The organism is Kitasatospora terrestris, from assembly GCF_039542905.1.
GTDB classification, from domain to species: Bacteria; Actinomycetota; Actinomycetes; order Streptomycetales; family Streptomycetaceae; genus Kitasatospora; species Kitasatospora terrestris.
In genome coordinates, this window is sequence record NZ_BAABIS010000001.1 from 4,345,942 (window position 1) to 4,369,122 (window position 23,181).

At 72.9% G+C, this 23,181-nt stretch carries 19 protein-coding genes; 11 read left to right on the forward strand and 8 right to left on the reverse strand.

Annotated elements, in window-relative coordinates; all coding sequences use genetic code 11:
• Positions 1–215: 215 nt before the first annotated feature.
• Positions 216–1,508 carry a hypothetical protein gene (locus tag ABEB06_RS20090; protein ID WP_345698247.1) on the forward strand — a complete coding sequence of 431 codons (1,293 nt, stop codon included), beginning with the start codon at positions 216–218 and terminating at the stop codon, positions 1,506–1,508.
• Positions 1,509–1,639: 131 nt separating this feature from the next.
• Here ABEB06_RS20090 and ABEB06_RS20095 read toward each other — a convergent pair whose 3' ends face one another.
• The gene (locus tag ABEB06_RS20095) at positions 1,640–2,197 is read right to left on the reverse strand and encodes a MarR family winged helix-turn-helix transcriptional regulator (protein ID WP_345698248.1); all 558 of its coding nucleotides are present in this window, start codon (positions 2,195–2,197) and stop codon (positions 1,640–1,642) included.
• A gap of 154 nt (positions 2,198–2,351) precedes the next feature.
• On the opposite strand from ABEB06_RS20095, the gene ABEB06_RS20100 reads away from it, so the two are divergent.
• Positions 2,352–2,771, forward strand: a complete 420-nt coding sequence (locus tag ABEB06_RS20100) for a hypothetical protein (RefSeq protein WP_345698249.1) — start codon at positions 2,352–2,354, stop codon at positions 2,769–2,771.
• A gap of 233 nt (positions 2,772–3,004) precedes the next feature.
• Here the strand turns inward: ABEB06_RS20100 and ABEB06_RS20105 are convergent, their stop codons facing one another.
• The 3 genes from ABEB06_RS20105 to ABEB06_RS20115 all read right to left on the reverse strand — a co-directional run bounded on the left by ABEB06_RS20105 (position 3,005) and on the right by ABEB06_RS20115 (position 6,526).
• Positions 3,005–3,835 (reverse strand): hypothetical protein, encoded by an 831-nt coding sequence (locus ABEB06_RS20105; RefSeq protein WP_345698250.1) that lies wholly within the window; start codon positions 3,833–3,835, stop codon positions 3,005–3,007.
• Positions 3,836–3,983: 148 nt separating this feature from the next.
• Entirely contained in the window at positions 3,984–5,168 is a 1,185-nt protein-coding gene (locus ABEB06_RS20110; protein ID WP_345698251.1) for a metallophosphoesterase, read from the reverse strand.
• Positions 5,169–5,338: 170 nt separating this feature from the next.
• Positions 5,339–6,526, reverse strand: a complete 1,188-nt coding sequence (locus tag ABEB06_RS20115) for a LacI family DNA-binding transcriptional regulator (RefSeq protein WP_345698252.1) — start codon at positions 6,524–6,526, stop codon at positions 5,339–5,341.
• A gap of 284 nt (positions 6,527–6,810) precedes the next feature.
• Here ABEB06_RS20115 and hisC point away from each other — a divergent pair, with 284 nt between their 5' ends.
• Positions 6,811–7,881: a histidinol-phosphate transaminase gene (hisC, locus tag ABEB06_RS20120; RefSeq protein WP_345698253.1), complete on the forward strand. Its 1,071-nt coding sequence runs from the start codon at positions 6,811–6,813 to the stop codon at positions 7,879–7,881.
• A gap of 32 nt (positions 7,882–7,913) precedes the next feature.
• Here the strand turns inward: hisC and ABEB06_RS20125 are convergent, their stop codons facing one another.
• The 4 genes from ABEB06_RS20125 to ABEB06_RS20140 all read right to left on the reverse strand — a co-directional run bounded on the left by ABEB06_RS20125 (position 7,914) and on the right by ABEB06_RS20140 (position 13,620).
• Positions 7,914–9,299, reverse strand: coding sequence for a condensation domain-containing protein (locus ABEB06_RS20125; protein WP_345698254.1), 1,386 nt, complete (start codon positions 9,297–9,299; stop codon positions 7,914–7,916).
• Between the two features lie 30 nt (positions 9,300–9,329).
• A complete protein-coding gene (locus ABEB06_RS20130; RefSeq protein ID WP_345698255.1) occupies positions 9,330–10,478 on the reverse strand; it encodes an acyl-CoA dehydrogenase family protein in 1,149 nt (382 codons plus the stop codon).
• Complete coding sequence (locus tag ABEB06_RS20135) at positions 10,475–12,307, reverse strand: non-ribosomal peptide synthetase (RefSeq protein WP_345698256.1); 1,833 nt, start codon at positions 12,305–12,307, stop codon at positions 10,475–10,477. Before ABEB06_RS20135 ends, ABEB06_RS20130 begins: the two co-directional genes overlap by 4 nt.
• 95 nt (positions 12,308–12,402) lie before the next feature.
• Complete coding sequence (locus tag ABEB06_RS20140) at positions 12,403–13,620, reverse strand: MFS transporter (RefSeq protein WP_345698257.1); 1,218 nt, start codon at positions 13,618–13,620, stop codon at positions 12,403–12,405.
• Between the two features lie 553 nt (positions 13,621–14,173).
• On the opposite strand from ABEB06_RS20140, the gene ABEB06_RS20145 reads away from it, so the two are divergent.
• From ABEB06_RS20145 to cydB, 8 genes are all read left to right on the forward strand, one after another.
• Positions 14,174–15,514 carry an efflux RND transporter periplasmic adaptor subunit gene (locus tag ABEB06_RS20145; protein ID WP_345698258.1) on the forward strand — a complete coding sequence of 447 codons (1,341 nt, stop codon included), beginning with the start codon at positions 14,174–14,176 and terminating at the stop codon, positions 15,512–15,514.
• Positions 15,514–16,287, forward strand: coding sequence for an ABC transporter ATP-binding protein (locus ABEB06_RS20150; RefSeq protein WP_345698259.1), 774 nt, complete (start codon positions 15,514–15,516; stop codon positions 16,285–16,287). The genes ABEB06_RS20145 and ABEB06_RS20150 overlap by 1 nt, the downstream gene beginning before the upstream one ends.
• Positions 16,284–17,486 carry an ABC transporter permease gene (locus ABEB06_RS20155; protein ID WP_345698260.1) on the forward strand — a complete coding sequence of 401 codons (1,203 nt, stop codon included), beginning with the start codon at positions 16,284–16,286 and terminating at the stop codon, positions 17,484–17,486. The genes ABEB06_RS20150 and ABEB06_RS20155 overlap by 4 nt, the downstream gene beginning before the upstream one ends.
• Before the next feature lie 19 nt (positions 17,487–17,505).
• Complete coding sequence (locus ABEB06_RS20160; protein WP_345698261.1) at positions 17,506–18,075, forward strand: hypothetical protein; 570 nt, start codon at positions 17,506–17,508, stop codon at positions 18,073–18,075.
• A gap of 80 nt (positions 18,076–18,155) precedes the next feature.
• Positions 18,156–18,902 carry a response regulator transcription factor gene (locus tag ABEB06_RS20165; RefSeq protein ID WP_345698262.1) on the forward strand — a complete coding sequence of 249 codons (747 nt, stop codon included), beginning with the start codon at positions 18,156–18,158 and terminating at the stop codon, positions 18,900–18,902.
• Positions 18,902–20,359 (forward strand): ATP-binding protein, encoded by a 1,458-nt coding sequence (locus ABEB06_RS20170; protein WP_345698263.1) that lies wholly within the window; start codon positions 18,902–18,904, stop codon positions 20,357–20,359. The genes ABEB06_RS20165 and ABEB06_RS20170 overlap by 1 nt, the downstream gene beginning before the upstream one ends.
• 248 nt (positions 20,360–20,607) lie before the next feature.
• Positions 20,608–22,149 carry a cytochrome ubiquinol oxidase subunit I gene (locus ABEB06_RS20175; protein ID WP_345698264.1) on the forward strand — a complete coding sequence of 514 codons (1,542 nt, stop codon included), beginning with the start codon at positions 20,608–20,610 and terminating at the stop codon, positions 22,147–22,149.
• Positions 22,150–22,158: 9 nt separating this feature from the next.
• Complete coding sequence (cydB, locus tag ABEB06_RS20180; protein WP_345698265.1) at positions 22,159–23,160, forward strand: cytochrome d ubiquinol oxidase subunit II; 1,002 nt, start codon at positions 22,159–22,161, stop codon at positions 23,158–23,160.
• The last annotated feature ends 21 nt before the right edge of the window (positions 23,161–23,181 follow it).

Sequence of the window (23,181 nt, forward strand, 5' to 3'; positions counted from 1 at the left end):
CTGAAACCAACCACTCGGGTGAACATGGCCTTGTTTGCCCGAGTGCGTCCCCCGAGAGCAGCCACCATCGGTGGGAGTTCGGTGGGTGTTGAGCTGTATGGCGTCCATGGTCGGTTCACGTGCGTGTCAGAGTCATCACGCGTCCGAAATGCTTCAGAATGTCAGGAACTATCCACGTGGTGGCCTGGTCGTCCCGATGTCGAGGAGCGTAGATCATGCGTGTTCCTGAATGGCTCCCCGATCAGCCTGTCCGCATCGGCCGTACCGACTGGCCCGAGCACAGCAGCGACGACGGACCGTACCTTCGCCTGCGGGTGGGGCAGACCGTCGTCCTGGACCGGCAGCCCTGGCACCTCCTGGAGATCCACGAGTACCCCGACCGCGAGTGGCCCGAGTCCTACCGGAAAGCCTGGCGCGAGCACGTCGAGTTGTGGAGGCACGCCGAGAACCTCCACGGTGCGAGTGGAGGGGCGACCACGCTGCCCCCCGAGCGGACCAGCTTCTACAAGCGCCCCGTGATCCTGGTCCTGCGCAACGAGAACCTTCCCAGGTCGACGCCGAAGCACTGGTGCGCCCCGGCCAGCCACGACTGGCAGGTCCTCCCGGAGCACTACGCGGTCTGCCGCACCTGCGGTGAACTGCCGCCCTGCCACAACGGGGAGTACCGCTGGGACGGCGGCCCCCGGTCGGCCGAGCACAACCGGGGCGTCCCTCTCATCGTTCCGCCCGACTGCTGCATGGGCTGTGCGGAGCTCATCAAGCCCCGGGTGCGGACGGTGCGCTTTCCCGGCCCGAACCTCTGGTACCCCGAACTGGGTCACGACAGCGCGGTCTTCCACGCCCGCAGCGCCTGCGCCGACCAGGTCGACTGCTACCGCAAGCAGTGGAGGGCCGAATACACCGTCCGCCAACCCCAGTCGGCTCCCGACCTGCTGTTCCCGGACGGAGAGGGCTTCACGCTGCCACGGACGAGGCTCGCGTCGGATTACGCGAAGTCGGCCAAGGACACTTCGGCGGAGAGCGGTTTTGCCTCTACGGCGAATGCGATGTTCTCGGCGCCCCCGGTGAATTTCCTGCCTGCCGTTCCCCCCGCACCGCCGGAGTTCCAGGCCCCTTCCACCCATCAGCCGCCGCCCTCCGGCTACATGTCGCATCCGGAGCCTTCCGCCCACCAGCCGCCGGCCCCCGGCTACATGTCGCTTCCGGAGCCTTCCGCCCACCAGCCGCTCTCCGGTTACATGTCGCTTCCGGAGCCTTCCGCCCACCAGCCGCCGGCCCCCGGCTACATGTCGCTTCCGGAGCCTTCCGCCGGCCCCGTGCAGCCCTCGGCTTCCTCCGAGGACCTCGATGCGGTGCTTCGGCTCACGGGAGCCCTCGATCTCGCCATGGCCGACCGTCCGGCTTTCCACAACGCGGAGCAGGCCGCCCGGGTGATCGAGGAACTCACCGCTGCGGTACGCAATATCGCCCTCTGCCTGAACGGTACGAACACACGCGCTCGCCCCTGACCGCCTCGGCCGGTCCGGTGGGGATCCGCGACGAGCACGGCGACGGCTCCAGCGCCGTCGCCGGCACGCGGGCCGGGTCGGAGGAGTTCGCCGCTCACGGACGGACAGCACGGCTCGCAGTGGCGCAGAGGTCACTGGCCGCCGGGGGCGAGGTACTGCTCGATGCGGCGCTGGTTGTCGACCAGGCGGAGGCAGAGGTGGCGGAGTTGGGCCAGCTCGTCCGGGGTGAAGCCGTGGAAGACGGCGGACATGGCGTGCTGGGTGGGGTGGCGGAAGGAGTCGAGCCAGGCCCGGCCGGCGTCGGTGATGTGGACCCGGACGGCCCGGCGGTCCTGCGGGTCGGGGGCGCGGCGGGCGAGTGAGTCGCGTTCGAGGGTGTCGACCAGGCCGGTGATGTTGCGGGAGGTGACGTCGCCGGCGCGGGCGAGCTCGCCGATGCTCATGCCGTCGGGGGTGGCGGAGAGGCGGATCAGGACGTCCAGGGCGCCGGAGCTGAGGCCGCGGCCTTCGCTGCCGTGGCTGCGGAGGCGTTCGACGGCGTGGTGGGCGGCGCGGGTGGCGGCGGCGGCTTCGAGGGCGAGCGTGTCGCCGCCCTGCGTGAAGGCGGTCATCACCTCGCGGACGCGGGGGTCGTAGCGCAGGCCGGCGGGGTCGGAGGGGGAGTCGGACGAAGTATGTACCTGCTTCATGATGAAGCGATTCTGGACCTCGGGCTGACGCCGGGTCAAGGGGTGGCGGGGCGGGCGTTCGTGAATTCGTGCGAGACGCCGGGGGCGGGGGTCCGGTACTGTACGCGAGCACTTCAAACTTTATGCATACCTTATGTCCAGTTTGGGAATCCTCGTGAACATCGACTTCAGCCTCGAGCCCCTTTTCTCCTGGTACGTCGTCCTCCTGATCGTCAGCGGTATCGCGATGACCGGTATCGGCGCGATGGGCAACTCCGGCCTCAGCAACGGATGGCGCATCTTCAACGGCGTGGCCGGTGTCGGATTCGTCGGCTACGGCATTTACCTCGGGTTCATTTTCGAGGGCGGCACGTACATCATCTTCTTCAAGGCGTTCATTCTGCCGGTCGTGATGATCATCAACTTCGTGCGGTCGCTGGCCAACCGCAACCAGGCCGCCGCGCAGCAGCCGCCGGTGCAGTTCCAGCAGCCGTTCCCGCAGCCGGATGCCCCTCAGGCTCCGGTGCCGGCCCAGGCACAGCCGCAGGCTCCGGCGCAGCCGGCCGATGCCAACGGTGCGCACCAGGCCGGCTGAGCCGCCCCGCAGCGGACCCGACGCCGCCCCACCCGAGCAGGGTGGGGCGGCGTTTCCGCGTTCCGGGTGCGGGCCGGGCGGGTGGCAGGTGGCGAGGAGCGGACGACGGGGTTATGGGCGGGCCGCGACCCGGCGACCGCGCCGGTCAACCACGCGCCGGACGCCCGGTTCGACGGCGCGGTGCTCCCGGACGCCGCCACCCTGCTCGCCGCCCTCGCGCTGGAGCGGGCGGCTCAGACCTCGTCGGGGCCGGTGAAGTCCGGCGGGGTGTAGCCGGGGCCGGTGAACTCGGCGTGCCGGGGGCTGCGGCCCTGCGGGTCGGTCAGCCCTTCGACGCCCGGGCTGGTGAAGCCGGGGCTGGCGTAGGTGCCGCGGCTGTAGCCGGGGCTGAGCAGGTCGGGCGGCGCGGGCCGCTGCCCGGGCTGCGGGGAGAGCGCGGGTTCGGAGTCGAGGTTGGCCAGCAGCCAGGGCAGGATCGCCCGGTCGCGCAGGGCGGTGTGCCAGGCGCGGCGGGCGTCGGCGAGGTCGGCGTACAACTGCGGGTCCTGGCCGCGCGGGGTGGCGGAGCCGTCCCGCAGGGCGGTGAGGACCAGGCCGACGCCGCCGGCGGTGAGGGCGGCGACACCGGCGGCGAGCGCGACCCAGCCGGCGGTGAGCACGGTCCGGCCGAGGACCAGGTCGGGTGCGGCGCCGCGCAGCGCGTACCCGATCAGCAGCAGCAGGAGCGCCGCGGACCAGGCGAGAATCGGCGCCAGCACGGTCAGTACCGGGAAGAAGCCGGCGCCCTCCTCCGAGCGCAGCCGGGCGGTCAGCCCGCCGCCCGGGTGGGAGGCCGGGGCGTCGGCCAGTGCGGTGCGCAGCGCCAGGTAGTGCCGGTACTCCTCGGCCGCGCCGGCGGCGATCGGTTCGGCGTGCAGCATCGCCTTGGTGTGCAGCTGTTCGGCGGTCAGGTGGCGGCCGTCGGCGCGCAGCGCCTGCTGGACGGTGGTGTCGCGCAGCGCGTCGTCGAGGACCCGCGTGAAGTCCGGGCGGTCCTCGGCGAGCAGGTGCGTGCCGTTGCTCATGTGGGGTACCCCGTTCGGCAAGGTCACCTCCGCGAGGTCGCGCGGAGGTGGACTCGGTGCCTCGATGGTAGGGGTGCCCCGGAGGGCGCTGACAGACTGTTTCCAGAACTTCAGTCCCGTCAGCGCCCTTGCAGCAGTCGACAGTTGTTCAGTTCAACGGCAGCCGGGCGACCAGCAGGCGGCCGTTCATGGTGACGCCGCCGTCCATCGCGATGGCCAGTTCGTCGGCGTAGATGTACGGGCCGGGCACGTGCGGCTTGGCGCCGTCGTCGGGGTGGTCGGCGCCGGTCAGGTACGGGATCGGGCTGTGTCCGTGCACCACCCGGTAGCCGCCGTAGGTGGAGAGCAGCTCCTGCGCGGCCATGGTGCCGGCCTGGCCGCGGAAGGCGAAGCGCTTGGTGAACTTGCGGAAGCAGTCCCACAGCTCGTCGATGCCCTCGTCGGCGAGCACGGTGTGCACGGCGTCGTTGACGTCGGCGATGGTCTCGCCGTACTCGAGGTACGCGGTGGTGTCGGAGTGCAGCAGCAGGTGGCCGTCCTCGACGCCCATCGCGGGGAGCCGGGAGAGCCAGCTGATGTGGTGCGGCTCCAGGCGTTCCAGGTCGTGCTGCTGGCCGCCGTTGAGCCGCCAGGCGGCGAGGAAGGAGGCGGTGCCGGCGGTGGACTGCACCGGCTCGTCGCCGTACTTGGCGGCGCCGAGGAAGAGCAGCTCGTGGTTGCCCATCAGGGCGCGGCAGTACCCGCCGGCGGCGGCGGCCTCGGCGGCCAGCTGCATCACCAGGTCGATCACGCCGATGCCGTCCGGGCCGCGGTCGGTGAAGTCGCCGAGGAACCAGACCCGGGAGCGGCCGGCCGACCAGTGGCCCTCGGCGTCGATCAGGCCCTGCTGGTGGAGGGCGGCGAGCAGGTCGTCCAGGTAGCCGTGGACATCGCCGATGACGTAGAGCGGGCCGGGGCCCTCGCCGGGCTCGGGCTGCGGGTAGGGGAAGTGCACGTCGAGGACGGGCGGGCCGAGTTCCAGGGTGGGCGGGTCCTCGGGCTGCGGCTCCTCGGCCGGCGGGCCGGCGGTGCCGTCGCTGCCGGTGGGCGCCCAGTGGCCGGGCACCTGGACGGCGGGCTCGTCGAACTGCGAGGCCGGGTGCGGCCAGTGCTGTTCGAGGTAGCTGGCGCCGCCGTAGGTGGAGTGGGTCTCCTCGTACGAGTACCCGGCCGCGGCCTCGGCCGGCTCGGCGGGGCCGAACCAGGAGCCGTAGGGGAGCACGTCGAGGTCCTGCTGGGGGCGGGTGCCTGAGTGCGGCGGCTCAGGTTCGCGGAAGAGGTCCTCGGGTGTCATTCGACCATCATAGGAAGAGCACTTCCCCGCCGTCCTCACCTGGTCGGTATCCAAATCCTTCGGGCCGTCAGTCGGGCGGTCGGGCGGTGCCCCGGCTCGCCCGGTCTGCCCCGGTCTGAGATGGTCCAGACCACGGGGGTGACCGGGCGTTGCCGGGGCGGGGGCGGGGGTCAGCTCTCGCCCGGCGGGCGCGGCGGGCTGACCGTGGTGCGCGGGTGCCGGCGTTGCGAGGAGGCCCGGACGATCAGCTCGGTGGGCATCAGCGTGCCGGGCGGCGGCCCGCTGCCGGCGGTCCGGAAGCGGGGCGGGAAGAGCCGCCCGCCGGCGGCCGGCTCGGCGGGTGCCGCGCCGGTGCCCGCCGTCGCGCCGGAGTCGACGCCCTCGATGGCGTCGATCAGCAGGTTGACCACCGTGGTGCCGATCCGGCGCGGCTTGAGCGACAGGGTGGTGATCGGCGGCTCGGTGCCGGCGTACACGTCGCTCTCGCTGCAGCACACCAGCAGCAGGTCGTCCGGCACCCGCATGCCGTACCGCCGGGCGGCGGCCAGCAGGTCGGTGCCGTTCGGGTCGAACAGGCCGTACACCGCGTCCGGCCGGTCCGGCCGGGCCAGCAGCCGGTCGGCGGCCACCGCCCCGGCGGCCGGGTCGTGCGCGGGGTAGGCCTCGTACACCGGCTCCTGGCCGACCCGGGCGCACCAGCCGAGGTACGCCTCGGTGGACAGCCGGGTGTAGGTGTCGGTGGAGGTGCCGGTGAGCAGGCCGATCCTGCGGGCACCGGCCTCGCTCAGGTGCTCCAGGATGCCGAGCACCGCGGCCTCGTGGTCGTTGTCGACCCAGGCGGTGACCGGGCAGTTTCCCGGTTTGCCGTCGCTGACCACCGGCACGCCGGACCGGTAGAGCTCGCTGACCAGCGGGTCCTGGTCGGGCGGGTCGATCACCACGGTGCCGTCGAGGGCGATGTTGCTCCAGACGTCGTGCCGGGAGGACGCGGGAAGCACCACCAGGGCGTAGCCGCGGCTGAGCGCGGCGCTGGTGGCGGCCCGGGCCATCTCGGCGAAGTAGGCGAACTCGGTGAAGGTGAAGGGCTCCTCGCCGTAGGTGGTGACGGTCAGTCCGATCAGGCCGGACCGGCCGGTACGCAGGGTGCGGGCGGCCGCGGACGGGCGGTAGCCGAGGCGCTCGGCGACCTCCCGCACCCTGCTTCTGGTCTCGTCGGGCAGGCGTCCCTTGCCGTTCAGAGCGTCCGAGACCGTGGTGATGGACACTCCGGCGGCCGCCGCCACGTCCCGGATGCCGGCCCGCTCCAGACGCCGCGAGGTGGTGGGTCGCCGACCGTTCTGGTTGGCTGCTGCTGTCATGGCGGACCGATCGTATGGCGCATGACGGCGGTCCGTGACCGGTTCGCTACAGAACGCTGAAGATACGTTTCTCCGTGAGCGGGTCCGACCGACACCCTTCGATAGCTGCGGTTTTCCCGCCAAGTTCCCTCTGACATGTGCCATCGGAACCCGGCAGAATGGCTGATCTGCACCCGTAACCCGGATGAGCATCTCACCCCTACGGGTGAGGGCGATCGGTATCGTTCAAGGCACCCGACCGGGGTGGTACGAACCGTTCGCACGGAAGAGAAACGGAGAGACCCGTGAGCGAGCTTGGTCCCCGGCTGCGCCCGACGCTGGACGCCATCCCCACCTACAAGCCCGGAAAGCCCGCCGGCGCCGACTCCTTCAAGCTGTCCTCCAACGAGAACCCGTACCCGCCGCTGCCCGGCGTGCTGGAGGCGGCCGTCGCCGCGGCCGGCAGCTTCAACCGCTACCCGGACATGGCGGTCTCCGGTCTGACCGCCGAGCTCGCCCAGCGCCTCGGCGTCCCCGCCGAGCACATCGCCACCGGCCCCGGCTCGGTCGGCGTCGCCCAGTCCCTGGTGCTCTCCACCGCCGGCGAGGGCGACGAGGTGATCTTCGCCTGGCGCTCCTTCGAGGCCTACCCGATCATCACCCAGGTCGCCGGCGCGACCCCGGTCCCGGTCCCGCTCACCGCCGACGAGGCCCACGACCTCGACGCGATGCTCGCCGCGATCACCGACCGGACCCGGCTGATCTTCGTCTGCAACCCGAACAACCCGACCGGCGCGGCCATCCACCGCGAGGAGCTGGTCCGCTTCCTCGACGCCGTCCCCGGCCACGTCCTGGTCGTGCTGGACGAGGCCTACCGCGAGTTCATCCGCGACGAGCAGGTCCCGGACGGCATCGAGCTCTACCGCGACCGCCCCAACGTCTGCGTGCTGCGCACCTTCTCCAAGGCGTACGGCCTGGCCGGCCTGCGGGTCGGCTTCGCCGTCGCGCACGAGGACGTGGCCACCGCGCTGCGCAAGACCGCCGTGCCGTTCGGCGTCAGCCAGCTCGCCCAGGACGCGGCGGTCGCCTCGCTGCGCGCCGAGGACGCGCTGTTCGAGCGGGTCGAGGCGCTGGTCGGCGAGCGCACCCGGGTCTCGGCCGCGCTCGCGGCCCAGGGCTGGACCGTGGTCGACTCGCAGGCCAACTTCGTCTGGCTGCGGCTCGGCGAGCGGACCCTGGACTTCGCCGCGGCCTGCGGCGAGGCCGGCGTGGTGGTCCGCCCGTTCCCCGGCGAGGGCGTCCGGGTCTCGATCGGCGAGGTGGAGGGCAACGACCTGTTCCTCGCCACCGCCGAGGCCTTCCGCAAGGAGTTCTGACCGGCGCCCGGCGCTCCGGGCGGCGCGTCCCCTCAGCGGGGGAGGGCGCCGTCCCGGACGTCGGCCCAGCACCGTACGGCGGCCTCCTCCAGCTCCATCAGGTGCCCGACGATCTCGTTCCTGGAGAGCACGGCCGTGTCGGCGCGCAGGGACACCTCGACCGCGTCGGGCGAGTGGTGCACCACCCGCAGGAAGAACTTCCGGCCGGCGCGGTCCCGGGCGGTGCCGATCTCCTGGCTGATCCGGGTCCGGGCGCGCAGCCCGGCGAGCTCGTCGGGGGTCGCCCGCCCGGCGCGCTCGGCCAGGCCGTGGTCGATCCCGTTCATGGCGAGCCTGAGGTTGACGTTGCAGGAGAGGTCCACGGGCTCGCCGCGCTCGCGCTCGACCTCGGCGACGGCCGCCGCCACCTCGGCCGGGTCCCACTTGGCCGCCGCGTAGGAGGACATCGCGGCCCGGGCGGCCCGGTGCACCACCGCCGCGAAGTCCGCGCCGGCCAGGTCGACCGTGATCGGCGCGTCCTGCGCGACCGTCCCGGTGGCCCTGGTCTCGGCCGGGGTGACCCGGTTGTGGAAGCCCAGCAGGAAGTGCGCCCGGCTCCCGCCGGTGAGCCGGCCCAGCGCGGTCGAGGCGAGGCCGATGAACACGGCGGTCGGACTCGTCCGCAGGGCGCGTGCCAGGCCGTACAGCGCGACCGCCATCGCCTCGGACTCGACGTACACCTCGTGGAAGCGCAGCGGCTCGGGCACGGCCGCCCGCCCGCGGAAGACGTCGGCCGGCCAGTCGGCGAGCTGCTTGCGCCAGTACCGGACGGACCGCCGGGACACCTCCCGCCCCTCGGGGCCCGCCTCCCACCCGGCCTGGTCCAGGGGGTGCGGCCGCCGCTCGGCCCCCGCGGCCCCCGGAGCCCCGCGCGAGCCCAGCAACTGCTCGGCCTCGGCGGCGAGGCCGCCCATGTCCCAGGCGTCCGCGGCCAGGTGGAAGACGACGAGCACCAGGTGGAGCGGCCGGCCGCCACCGGTGACGATCCCCGCCCGGACGGGGAACTCGTCCAGCGAGAACGGAACGCCCCGCAGCTCGGCCGCCAGCGCCTCGGCGGCGTCCCGGGCCCGCTCGCCGGCCGCGTCCCGTTCGACCACCCGGAGCAGGGCGGCCGGGGGCACGTGCTGGTACGGCCGGCCCGCCGCGGAGCGCGGATAGACCGTCCGCAGGGACTCGCGGTCCTCCAGGAGGACCTTCAGGGCCCGCAGGACGTCGGCCGGCTCCGCGTCCGGCGGGACGTCGAGGACGAGGCCCATGTTGAAGTGCGCGTGGTCGGGGGCGAACGACTCCGCCTCGTCCCAGATGCACTGCTGACCCCAGGTCAGCCCGGCGTCCCCGGTCCGGTCGCCGAGGACGTGTACGTCGTGGATTTTCGTCACCGTTTCGACCTGTTCCCGTGCAAGAGGTTCTCAGAGGCCCAGCGAACGGCCGACGAGTTCCTTCATGACCTCGTTGGCGCCGCCGTAGATGGGCATCATCCGCGTCTCCCGGTAGGCGCGGGCGGCGCGGCTGTCGTGCGGAAGTCCGTCCTCGCAGACCAGTTGCAGGCAGCGGTCGACCACCCGCTGCTGCAGGGCCGTGGTCCACCACTTCGCCTGCGCGGCGGCCACGGCGGCCGCCGCGGGCGGCAGCAGGCCCTCGACCAGGTCGAGCACGCAGCGGTCGAGGTAGGCGCGGGCCGCCTCCAGGTCGGCGGCCACCTCGGCGAGCACGAACCTGGCGGCCTGGGAGTCCGGGCCCGGGGGCGCCGCGGCCCGCCGCTCCAGCGTGTCGGCGAACACCGCCTCGGCGCCCGCGACCGCGGCCACCGCGATGCTCAGCCGCTCCCGGGCCAGGTTGCCGGTCAACTGGCCCAGTCCCCGGCCCTCCTGGCCGAGCAGCCGGTCGGCCGGCACCCGGACGTCGGCCAGGTGGAGGTCGACGACATCGGTCAGCGGCGACCCGAGCGTGCGCATCGGCCTGCCCCGGTCGAGGCCGGCCGGGTCGCCCTCCAGGACGAAGAGGCTGATGCCGCCCCCGCGCCGGACCCGGGCCCGGTCGGTGACCGCCGCGACCACGATCAGCTCGGCGTGGCTGCCGTTGCTGACGAAGGTCTTGGTGCCGTTCAGCACGTAGTGGGAGCCGTCCCGGACCGCGGTGGTGCGCATCGCCCGCAGGTCGCTGCCGCAGTCCGGCTCGCTCATGGCGATGGCCACCCGGAGCCGGCCGGCGCAGAACCCGGGCAGCCACCGGGCGCGCTGCGCGGCGTCGGTCAGGTCGGTCAGGTAGGGGGCCACGACGTCGTTGTGCAGCGCGAAGCCGACCCCGGCCGCGCCGGCCCGGACCAGTTCGGTGTCGAGCAGGAAGTGGTGGCGCAGGTCGGTCAGCCCGCGGCCGCCCCAGGCCGGGGGGACGTCCAGGCCGAGCAGCCCGGCGGCGCCGGCCGCGGTCCACAGGGCGGGGTCCACCGCCCCCTGCTCCTCCCAGCGGGCGTAGTGCGGGGTGATCTCCGCGGCGACGAAGGCCCGGGCCTCGGCCTGGAAGGCGAGGTGGTGCGGTCGGAGGTGGTCGGGTCTCACCGAGCTGCCCCGGGGAGCAGCGCGCGGAGCTCCTCGACCAGGTCGGCGACCGTCTCGGCGTCGTAGATGAGGGTGGTCGGCACCTCGACCCCCGTCAGGGTGCCCAGCCTGGCGGCCAGCTGCATCATGGCCAGCGAGTGCGCGCCGAGCGCGAAGAGGTCGTCCGCGGGGGTGATCAGCGGGACGCCCAGGACCTCCTGGCACAGGCCGCAGACCTCGTCGACCAGCGAGCCGCCCGCGGTCGACCGCGGCTCCCCCGGCTCCGCCGCCCCGGCGGGTGCGGTGCGGTCGGCCGCGAGCGCGCTCAGCGCGGCCCGGTCCACCTTGTCGTGGGCGGTCAGGGGGAGCCGGTCCAGCGTCACCACGACGCCGGGCACCAGGGCCTCGGGGACCAGCGCCGCCATGTGGGCGCGGACCTGGGCGCCGGTCGGCACGGACTCCCCGTGCGCGGCCGGGACGACGAAGGCGATCAGCGTGTCCTCGTGCACGGTCGCCGCGGCCGCGCCGAGGCCCGGGTGCTGGGCCAACCGGCTCTCCACCTCGCCGAGTTCGATCCGCTGGCCGCGGAGCTTCACCTGCCCGTCCTCGCGGCCCAGGTACTCCAGCACGCCGTCGGAGCCGATCCGGCACCGGTCGCCGGTGCGGTAGCAGCGGGAGCCGGGGACGCCCGGCTCGTCCGAGAAGCGCTCGGCGTCCAGGGCGGGCCGGTTCAGGTAGCCCAGCGTCACGCCCGCGCCGGCCAGGTACAGCTCGCCCGGCTCGCCGGGGGCCACCGGCCGGCGCAGGTCGTCGAGGAGGTAGGCCCGGGTGTTGGCGATCGGGCGGCCGATCGCCGTCACCGCGCCGTCCGCGAGGTCCGCGGGGACCTGCCACAGGGTGGAGAGCACCGTCGTCTCGGTCGGGCCGTAGCCGTTGACCAGGTCGGCGAGGCGCGGCCGGAGCCGCTGGGCGAGGGCGGGCGTGAGGGCCTCCCCGCCGGTCATCGCCCGCGTCGACGGGCCGTCGAAGCCGGCGTCCAGCAGGGCCGTCCACTGCGCGGGCACCGCCTGCATCCGGTCGACGCCCTCGGCGGCGAGCAGGCGGACCAGGGCCGCGGCGTCCCGGAGCTCCTCCTCGGTGGGGACGACCAGCCGGGCGCCGGTGGCGAGCGGGACCCAGAGCTCGCCGAGGGAGATGTCGAACGTCCAGGGGGCGAGGGTGGCCCAGCGGCTCTCCGGGGTCGTCCGCAGGACGTCGGCGAGTTCGAGCACGACGTTGAGCAGGGCGCGGTGGCTGCCCCGGACGCCCTTGGGCTGCCCGGTCGAGCCGGAGGTGTAGAGGAGGTAGGCCGGGCTGCGGTCCGTCACCGGGCCCCGGGGGGCGAGCGGTCCGTTGGCATCGGCCGCCTCCTCGTGGAGCCCGTCGGTGACGGGGACCACCGGCGGGCCGAAGGATCCGAAGCGCGGCGCCGAGGCCACGTCGGCCAGTACGGCCCCGGCCCCCGCGTCGTCCAGCAGGAAGGCGATCCGGTCGTCCGGGTGCCGCGGGTCGACGGGCAGGACGACGGCGTCGAGCTTCCACACCGCGACCATGGCGACGACGGAGGCCGCGGAGCGGGTGGTGGCGACCGCGACCGTCGTACCCCGGCCGACCCCTGCGGCGGCGAGCCGGCGGGCGGCGGCGTCGGCGGCCCGGTCGAGTCGGCCGTAGGTGTGCCGCTCCCCCCGGCAGACCAGGGCGATCGCGTCGGGGGCCGCCTGCGCGCGGGCCTCGAAGAGGTCGAGCACCCCGCCGTCCGGCAGGGCGCGCTCGGCTCCCGCCAGGGCGGGAGCGGGCGAGGACGTCGTCATGGGTGCCGTTGACACTGGATCCCCCTCGTGCCGGAGTCACGGAACGCGGGAAGCGTAGCGGCGGCGGCCCTTCGCCAGCAATGCATTTCTGCAAGTTACTGCAAAACTTTGCTGGCCAGCGGGGGTGCGGCGACCTGCGGGCGGGCCGGGACCAGGCGCAGCGAGAGCGCCAGGGCCAGCAGGGCGGCGAGCGCGGGCACCCGGTAGCCGCTGCCGGGGGCCAGGTGGTCGACCAGCCAGCCGCCGGCCGCCACCCCCGCCGAGATCCCGACCAGCAGGCCGGTCGTCGTCCAGGTGAAGCCCTCGGTGAGCTTCCCCTCCGGCACCAGTTCGCCGACCATGCCCATCGCGGTGGACATCGTCGGGGCTGTGGTGAAGCCCGCGAGGAACAGCACCACGGCGACCTGCGGCAGTGTCCGCACGAACACCAGCGGCGTCAGCGACAGGGCCATCGCGGCCAGCGCCCAGCGCAACCGGGTCAGCGCGCGGCCGCGCGGCCGCCACAGGCCGAAGGCGATGCCGGACAGGCACGAGCCGAGCGCGTAGCAGGACAGCACCAGGCTCGCCGCCGTCTTCTGGCCGTGGGCCTGGGCGAAGCCGACGGTGGTGATCTCCATCGTCCCGAAGACGCCGCCGGTCGCGACCAGCACCAGCACCAGGGCCGCCACCCCGCCGCTGCGCAGCGCGGACGCCCTGTCGGCGGCCGCCGCCGGGGGCGCGGGCGGCGGCTCGGTGCGGCGCTGGGTGGCGAGGGCGAGGCTGCCGAGCAGCGCGATCGCGTTCGCCGCCGCGTAGGCGGTCAGCGGGGAGAAGGCGGTGACCAGACCCATGACGGCGACCGGCCCCAGGATGAAGCAGATCTCGTCGGCGACGCCCTCGTAGGCGTAGGCGGCGTGCAGGGTGTGCTCGTCGCCCTTGTGCAGGTGGGCCCAGCGGGCGCGGGCCAGCGACCCGGTGTTGGGGCCGACCCCGCTGAGCGCGCAGCCGAGCAGGTAGGCCCAGGTCGGCGCGTGCGTGGTGAGGGCGGCCAGGACGGCGCAGCTGCCGAGTGCGGACAGCACCGCGGCGGGCACGGAGACCCGGCTCTGCCCGTAGCGGTCCACCAGCCGGGCCTGGCGCGGGCCGGTGGCCGCGATGGTGACCAGGACGACCGCGCCGCCGAGCCCGGCGAGGCTGTACGAGCCGTGCAGCGAGGTGACCAGCATGGTCGCCGCGAGGGAGAACATGCCCGCGGGGAAGCGGGCGAACAGGGCGATCAGGGTCAGGGGCAGCGCGCCCGGAGGGGCGAAGAGGGCTCGGTAGCCGCGGAACACGGTTCTCCTGGAACGGAAACGGGGGTGGGAGGGGGGAGGCCCCGGGATGCCGGACGGGCCGCGACGTCGAGTATCGAGCCGCCCGTCCGGCGCGGTCCAACACCAGTTCTGACCCCATTGACACGTTTCCGTTGTCAAAGTCCGACCCCGGTGGCCGGCCGGGGTGCGATGTCTTCTTGGCCCGGGTCGGCCACGACCCGAAGCCCTGCCGGCGGGCGCCGATGCAGACCTTCGGCGCCTCGGTGACGGCCGGCCCGAGCGGGTTGACCGCGGTCGGCCGGGCGGTGCTGGAGCGGGACCCCGCAGGCCGCCGGCAGCCCGGCCATCTCGGAGGCGGTCGAGGCGCTCGCGTGCCGGGAGAGCGGCTGACCGGCTGAGATCTCGGCGGCAAACCCTGGGAGGTTCCTGACCGTTGCGCCAAGGCCGGGTAGGGATCCGGTCCCGATCCCCACCCGGCCGGGCCGAAAAGCGGCGTCTGTCCGGATCGCCGGACCCAGCGTGCTCCCAGCTTCCGCCCAGGGGCCCGAAAGAGCCCCCGGCGAAGCTGTCCGCCATGAAGGTGCTCCCGCGACGGCGTGGTGCCGTCCTCGTCAACTCCGCGCTCGGTGTGGCCCTGCTGGGCGGCGCCGCGCTGGCGTACACCACCCTGGACAGCGGTACCAGCGCGGCCGCCGGTGCGACCAGGACGCGGTCCGCGACCGTGGCCAAGGGCACGGTCCTGGCCACCGTGTCCGGATCCGGCACGCTCGCCTCGCCGTCCGACACCGCGCAGGACTTCACCACCGGCGGCAAGGTCACCTCGGTCAAGGTGGCGGTCGGCGACGCGGTGAAGAAGGGCCAGGTGCTCGCGACCGTCGACCCCACCACGGCCCAGCAGCAGGTCAACGCCGCCCAGGCGGCGCTGACCACGGCCGAGGCCAACCTGGACAAGGCGGAGGCCGGTGAGACCGTCACCACCCAGGTGAGCGGCACCGGCGGCCAGTCCTCCGGAGGGCGGACCGGCACCGGCACCGCGGCCACCCCGCAGCCCACCACCACGACCACCACCAAGGTGGACTCCGCCCAGGTCGCCCAGGCGCAGCAGCAGGTGGACACCGCCGAGACCAACCTCGCCAACGCCAAGGCCTCGCTGGCCGGCACCACCCTGACCGCCACCGCCGACGGCACGGTCGCCTCGATCGCCGGCAAGGTCGGCGACACGGTCTCCGCGAGCGGCGGCTCGGGCACCGGCTCGACCACCAAGTCGACCACCGGCAGCAGCGGTTCCTCGTCGGCGCCGTCCGGCTTCGTCGTGCTGACCAACCCGGCCGGGATGCAGGTCACCGCGAACTTCTCCGAACTGGACTCGCTGAAGCTGAAGAAGGGGCAGACGGCCACCGTCACGCTCAACGCGCAGTCCGACACCAAGCTCGCCGCCACCGTCCTGTCGGTCAGCTCGCTGCCCTCCAGCAGCAGCAACGGCGCGGTGCAGTACGGCGCGACGCTGCAGATCACCGGCGACACCTCCACCCTGCGCACCGGCCTGTCGGCGACCGTCTCGGTGGTCACCGGCGAGGCGGACAACGCCCTGTCGCTGCCGGCCGCCGCCCTGTCCGGCACCGGCACCACCCGGACCGCGACCCTGCTGCACGAGGACGGCACCACCGAGCGGGTCCAGGTCACCGTCGGCATCGAGGGCGACGCCACCGTGCAGGTCACCGAGGGCCTCAAGGAGGGCGACCGGGTCGAACTGGCCGCCACCACGGCCGGCAACGGCAACGGCTTCCCGTCCGGCAACTTCCCCGGCCTGAACGGCGGCGGCCTCGGCGGCGCGGTCGGCGGCACCGGCGGAGGCGCGGGCGGCGGCGGGGCGCGCAGCGGCGGCGGCGCGGGTGCCGGCGGAGGCACCCGCTGATGGCGACCGGCAAGCCCCCGGTGATCCAGCTCCGCCGGGTCACCAAGTCCTACGGCCACGGCGACGCCACGGTCCACGCGCTGCGCGGCCCGTCCGCCCCCGACGGCAGCCCGCTCGGCGTCGCCCTGGACGTCGAGGAGGGCGACTACGTGGCGGTGATGGGCAGTTCGGGCTCCGGCAAGTCCACCCTGATGAACATCCTGGGCTGTCTGGACGTCCCCACCGCCGGCCGCTACCTGCTCGACGGCATCGACGTCGGCCACCTGGACGAGGGCCAGCTCTCGCTGGTCCGCAACCGCAAGATCGGTTTCGTCTTCCAGTCCTTCAACCTGGTGCCGCGCACCACCGCGCTCGCCCAGGTCGAACTCCCGCTCGCCTACGCCGGCGTGCGGGCCGCCGAACGGCGCCGCCGGGCGCTGGCCGCGCTCTCCCTGGTGGGCCTCGCCGACCGGGCCGGACACAAGCCCAACGAGCTCTCCGGCGGCCAGCAGCAGCGCGTCGCGGTGGCCCGGGCGCTGGTCACCGCCCCGGCGATGCTGCTCGCCGACGAACCCACCGGCAACCTGGACAGCCGCTCCACCGAGGAGGTGCTCGCCATCATCGACGGGCTCAACGCGGCCGGCCGCACCGTCGTGGTGATCACCCACGAGGACGAGGTCGCCGCGCACGCCAAGCGGGTGGTCCGGCTGGTCGACGGCGCGATCACCAGCGACGTCCGGCAGGCGGAGGTCGACGGGCCGCCGCCCGCGCTCGCCGCGGGGGTGGTCGCGTGACCGCCTGGCAGATGCTCCGCTTCGCGGTCGGCGGCCTGGTCGCCAACAAGGTCCGCTCCGCCCTCACCATGCTCGGCGTGCTGATCGGCGTCGCCTCGGTGATCCTGCTGCTGGCGGTCGGCAACGGCTCGTCCGTCGCGGTGAAGAACTCCATCACCTCGCTCGGCACCAACTCGCTGACCGTCTCCTCGACCTCGGCCCGCGGCGCCGCGACCGCGGCGAAGAAGCTCACCGTGGACGACGCCCGCGCGCTCGCGAGCGCCACCGACACGCCCGCGATCAAGTCGGTCGCCCCGGTGGTCACCACCAGCGGCACCGCGCTGTACGGAGACGTCTCGTACCAGGTCGGCTCGATCGTCGGCACCTACCCGGCGTACTTCGAGACCGCCAACCAGAAGGTCGCGCACGGCGAGTACTTCACCGCCGACGACGTCCTCAACTCCCGCAAGGTCGCGGTGATCGGCTCCACCACCGCCAAGCAGCTCTTCGACACCGAGGACCCGGTCGGCAGGCGGATCACCATCGGCGGCACCCCGTTCACCGTCACCGGCGTCCTCCAGGCCAAGGGCTCCACCGGCTTCAACGACCCGGACGACGTGGTGATCGCCCCGCTGCCGACCGTGCAGAACGCCTTCACCGGCTTCGGCTCGGTCAACCAGATCCTGGTCCAGGCCGCCTCGGCGGAGACCACCACCGAGGCCCAGGCCGACATCACCCGGATCCTGATGGGCACCCACGCCCTCAAGGACGCGAGCAAGCTCGACTTCCGGATCTCCAACCAGGCCTCGCTGCTCACCGCCCGCGAGTCCACCACCAAGACCTTCACCGTGCTGCTCGGCGCGGTGGCGGCGATCTCGCTGCTGGTCGGCGGCATCGGCATCACCAACATCATGCTGGTCACCGTCACCGAGCGGACCAAGGAGATCGGCATCCGCAAGGCGCTCGGCGCCCCGCGCTCCGTGATCCTCGGCCAGTTCCTCGCCGAGTCCACCCTGCTGTCGGTGGTCGGCGCCGGGCTCGGCGTCCTCGCCGGCCTGGTCGGCTCGCACTTCAGGATCGTCGGCATCCAGCCGGTGGTCATTCCCGAGTCGGTGCTCGGCGCCTTCGCCATCGCCGTGGCCATCGGCCTGTTCTTCGGCAGCTACCCGGCCAACCGGGCCGCCGCGCTGCGCCCGATCGACGCCCTGCGACACGAGTAGACACGAGTAGGAGAGACCCATGTCCGAGGAGCAGCAGCTGCTCGCCACCGCGCCGGACGCCCGCGACGTCACCGCCGAGCTGGCCGCCCCGCCCCGCCGCAAGCTGCCCTGGGTGACCATGGCGCTGGCCGGCTGCGTGATCGCCACGCTCTCCTTCGCGGGCGGCGTCTGGTACCAGAAGGACAGCGGCACCACGGCGGGCGCGACCCGGGCGGGCGGCCAGGGCCAGCGGCAGGGCTTCCCCGGCGGCTACGGCGGGTACGGCGGCGGCCAGAACGGCACCCGCGGCCAGAACGGCACCGGTCAGGTGCCCGGCCAGAACGGCGCCGGCTTCACCCGCGGCACCGTGAGCGCGGTGGACGGCACCACCGTCTACCTCACCGACGCCAACGGCAACACCGTCAAGGTCACCACCGGGGACTCCACCAAGGTCACCCTGAACAAGCAGGGCAAGGTCGCCGACCTCCAGCCCGGCCAGACCGTCACCGTGGTCGGCACCAAGGGCGCCGACGGCGGCTACAGCGCCACACAGCTCACCGAGGGCGCGGCCGGGGGCTTCGGCGGAGCACGTTCCGGCAACGGTGGGTGATTAATACAACCTTCATCGACCCCGCGTAGCCTCCCCGAGCTATCGTCCATGGAGACAGTCGACCAGGAGGCGGATCACAGGTGTCAGGGACAGCACAGGCGACCAGCGCGTCCGGCGAGGCGTTCCTGCTGGTGGTGGACGACGAGCCGAACATCCGCGAGCTGCTCTCCGCCAGCCTGCGCTTCTCCGGATTCCGGGTGGCCTCCGCCGCCACCGGCGAGGAGGCGCTCGCGGCCGTCGCCGCCGAGCGTCCCGACCTGGTCGTGCTCGACGTGATGCTGCCCGACCTGGACGGCTTCACCGTGGTCGAGCGGCTGCGCGACCCCGCCCAGTGGCCGCACAGCCCCGAGCACGTCCCGGTGCTCTTCCTCACCGCGAAGGACGGCACCGGCGACAAGGTCCAGGGCCTCGCCGCCGGCGCCGACGACTACGTGACCAAGCCGTTCAGCCTGGAGGAGCTGATCGCCCGGATCCGGGCGATCCTCCGCCGCTCCGGCGGCCCCGCCGAGGACGGCCGGCTCACCGTCGCCGACCTCGTCCTCGACCCGCTCGCCCACGAGGTCACCCGGGCCGGCGTCCCGGTCGCGCTCTCCCCCACCGAGTTCAAGCTGCTGCACTACCTGATGGCCAACGTCGGCCGGGTGGTCTCCAAGGCGCAGATCCTCGACCACGTCTGGGCGTACGACTTCGGCGGCGACCTCTCCATCGTCGAGTCGTACATCTCCTACCTGCGCCGCAAGCTCGACTCCGGCCCCGCCCACGGCCCCAAGCTGATCCACACCGTGCGCGGCATCGGCTACGCCCTGCGCCGCCCGCCGCAGGGCTGATGGCCGCCCGGCTCTCGCTGCGCGCCCGGCTGCTGGTCCTGGCGCTGCTGCTGGTCACCACCGGGCTCGTGGTCAGCGACACCCTGGTGCTCGGCACGGTCCGCGGCCAGCTGGTCGAGCGGGCCGACCAGCAGCTGCGCCGCACCGCCGACCAGCTCGCCCGGCGGGTGCCCGCCCGGGCCCAGCAGCAGCCCAACCTGGTCAACCAGCAGCAGCAGCCGGGCCGCCGGGTCGCCCTGCCCAGCCAGTTCGTGGTCCAGTACCTCGGCGCCGACGGCAGCCCGCAGTCCACGATCCGCCAGCCCATGGCCGACACCGATCCGGCCCCGCAGCTGCCCGGGATGAACGCGGCCGCCCTCGACGAGCGCCAGGGCCACCCGTTCACCGCCCCCGCCGGGCGCGGCGGCCACTGGCGGACCCTGGTCATGCCGGTGCAGCGGGCCAACCGGACCGACTTCTCCACCCCCGCCTACGTCCTGGTCGCCATCCCCACGGACGACGTCGACGAGACCATCGGCAGGCTGCGCACCACCTTCCTCACCATCGGCGGCGCCGTGCTGGCCGGGATCGCCGTGCTCGGAGCCTTCGCCGTACGGGCCGGGCTGCGCCCGCTGCGCCAGCTGGAGGAGGGCGCCGAGCGGATCGCCTCCGGCGAGCTCTCGCACCGGATGCCCGAACTGGGCGGCAGCACCGAGGTCGGCCGGCTCTCGGCCGCGCTCAACGCGATGCTCAGCCAGATCGAGTCGGCGTTCGCCGCCCGGGCCGCCTCCGAGGCCCGGATGCGGCGCTTCGTCGCCGACGCCTCGCACGAGCTGCGCACCCCGCTGGCCGGCATCCGCGGCTTCGCCGAACTGCACCGGATGGGCGCCCTGGAGGACGTCGACCGGGCGATGGACCGGATCGAGTCGGAGGCGGTCCGGATGGCGGGCCTGGTCGAGGACCTGCTGATGCTGGCCCGGCTGGACGAGGAGCGCCCGCTCGACCTGGCCCCGATGGACCTGCGCACCCTGGCGGCCGACGCCCTGCACGACCTCACCGCGCTCGACCCCGGCCGCCCGGTCTCGCTCACCGGGCCGGACGGCACCGGCGCACCCCAGCCCGCTCCGGTCCTCGGCGACGAGGCCCGGCTGCGCCAGGTGGTCACCAACCTGGTCGGCAACGCGGTCAAGCACACCCCGGCCGGCACCGCGGTCCGGATCGGGGTCGGCTCCGGCTCCGCCGGCTGCCTGCTGGAGGTGGCCGACCAGGGGCCGGGGCTGGACGAGGACCAGGCCGCGCTGGTCTTCGAGCGCTTCTACCGGGTCGACTCCTCGCGCAGCCGCACCGGCGGCGGGGGAGCGGGCCTGGGCCTGGCCATCGCGTCGGCGCTGGTCCGGGCGCACGGCGGGACCATCTCGCTGGACACCGCGCCCGGCCGGGGCGCCGCCTTCCGGGTCGAGCTGCCCCGCCAGCGCTGAGCTGTCAAGCGCCGATCGGTACAGCCGACCTGCCCGGATGTTCCTTGTGACCGGCCGATCCCGCGTCGGATCATCGCCCTGTCCGAAAGTCGTACCCCGCCCGCCGAGCCCGTGTAAGCATCGTGGATACTCTCCTTGTGAAAGTGTTCACTTTCACAAGCGGGCAAGCTTGGCGTGGTTCGGCGCGGTTGGATGCTAGAAGTACGCTTTGTCCGTTATATGGAAATTCACGGCCGAGAGAGGGCGCAGTGGAGCTAGCAGTCGCTCACGAGACCATCGCGCGATGGCAGTTCGGCATCACCACCGTCTACCACTTCCTCTTCGTCCCGCTGACGATCAGCCTGGCCTCGATCGTGGCCGGCCTGGAGACCGCCTGGGTCCGGACGGGCAAGGAGAAGTACTTCCACGCCACCAGGTTCTGGGGCAAGCTCTTCCTGATCAACATCGCGATGGGCGTGGTCACCGGCATCGTCCAGGAGTTCCAGTTCGGCATGAACTGGTCCGACTACTCGCGCTTCGTCGGCGACGTGTTCGGCGCACCGCTGGCGATGGAGGCGCTGATCGCCTTCTTCTTCGAGTCGACCTTCATCGGCCTGTGGATCTTCGGCTGGGACCGGCTCCCGAAGAAGCTGCACTGCGCCTGCATCTGGCTGGTCGCCGTCGGCACGGTCCTCTCCGGCTACTTCATCCTGGCCGCCAACTCCTGGATGCAGCACCCGGTCGGCTACCGGATCGACGAGGCCACCGGCAAGGCGCAGCTCACCGACATCGGCCGGGTGCTGTTCCAGAACACCACGCTGGTCCAGGTCTTCCACACCCTGACCGCCGCCTTCCTCACCGGCGCCGCCTTCGTGGTCGGCATCGCCTCGTACCACCTGTGGCGGGCCAAGCGCGGAAAGGAGGAGGACCGCAAGAAGGTCGCCGCGATGGTCACCTCGCTGCGGGTGGGCCTGGCCATCGCCGCGATCGCCGGCCTCGGCACCGCGCTCAGCGGCGACACCCTGGCCAAGGTGATGTTCGAGCAGCAGCCGATGAAGATGGCGGCCGCCGAGGCGCTCTGGGAGACCCAGTCGCCCGCCCCGTTCTCGATCTTCGCGGTCGGCAACGTCAACGAGGGCCACAACTCGGTCGAGCTGGAGGTCCCCGGGATACTCTCCTTCCTCGCCAACGGCGACTTCTCCTCCTCGGTGCCGGGCATCAACGACACCGCCGCCGCCGAGGCCGCCGCGTACGGCGGGCAGCCCGGCGACTACATCCCGAGCATCTTCGTCACCTACTGGGGCTTCCGCCTCATGATCGGCTTCGGGATGACCTCCTTCGTGGCCGCCGTGATCGGCCTGTGGACCACCCGGCGGAAGTTCTGGCTCGCCCCCGAGCACCGCACCGGCGAGGACGTCCCGCCCAGGCTGATGCTCACCAAGCACCGCGAGATGAACACCTTCTTCACCAGGTGGAGCTGGCGGATCGGCATCCTCACCATGGGCTTCCCGCTGATCGCCAACAGCTTCGGCTGGATCTTCACCGAGATGGGCCGTCAGCCCTGGGTCGTCTTCGGCCTGATGCGCACCGCCGACGCCGTCTCCCCCAACGTCAGCGTCGGCCTGCAGATCGGCGCGCTGACCACCTTCACCGTGCTGTACGCGATCCTCGCGGTCATCGAGGTCCGCCTGCTGGTCAAGTACGCCAAGCCGGGCCCGGTCACCTCCGAGCAGCCGCCCGCGAAGGACCCGACGCTGCGCGGGCCGTCCTCCGACGAGGACGCCGACAAGCCCCTCGCCTTCGCCTACTGAGGACGGACGATGCACCTCCACGACCTCTGGTTCATCCTGATCGCCGTCCTGTGGATCGGCTACTTCTTCCTCGAGGGCTTCGACTTCGGCATCGGCGTCCTGACCCGGACGCTGGCCCGGAACACCACCGAGCGACGCGTCCTGATCAACACCATCGGCCCGGTCTGGGACGGCAACGAGGTGTGGCTGCTGACCGCCGGTGGCGCCACCTTCGCGGCCTTCCCCGACTGGTACGCCACCCTGTTCAGCGGCTTCTACATCCCGCTGCTGGCCATCCTGGTCTGCCTGATCGTGCGCGGCGTGGCCTTCGAGTACCGGGCCAAGCGCGACGACGAGCGCTGGCAGCGCAACTGGGAGACGGCCATCTTCTGGACCTCCCTGCTGCCCGCCTTCCTGTGGGGCGTCGCCTTCGCCAACATCGTCCACGGCGTCGACATCGACCAGGACAAGAACTACGTCGGCACCTTCTGGGACCTGCTCAACCCGTACGCCATCCTCGGCGGCCTCACCACCCTGGCGCTGTTCACCTTCCACGGCGCCCTGTTCGCCGCGCTGAAGACCGTCGGCGACATCCGGGAACGGGCCCGCGCCCAGGCACTGGTGCTCGGCGCCGTCACCGCCGTCCTGGCCCTGGTCTTCCTGATCTGGACCCAGGCCCACGGCGGCAACGGCTGGTCGCTCGCCGCCACGGTGGTCGCGGTGCTGGCCCTGCTCGGCGCGCTGGCGGCCAACCAACTGGCCCGGGAGGGCTGGGCGTTCGTGCTCTCCGGCCTGACGGTCGTGGCGGCGGTCGCGATGCTCTTCCTCGCGCTCTTCCCGGACGTCATGCCCTCCACGCTGAACCCGGACTGGTCGCTGACCGTCACCAACGCCGCCTCGTCCGCCTACACCCTCAAGGTGATGTCGATCGTCGCGGCGGTCTTCACCCCGATCGTGCTGCTCTACCAGGGCTGGACGTACTGGGTGTTCCGCAAGCGGATCGGTGTCCAGCACATCCCCTCGGCCCACTGAAGCCCACTGGAACTGGAGCGG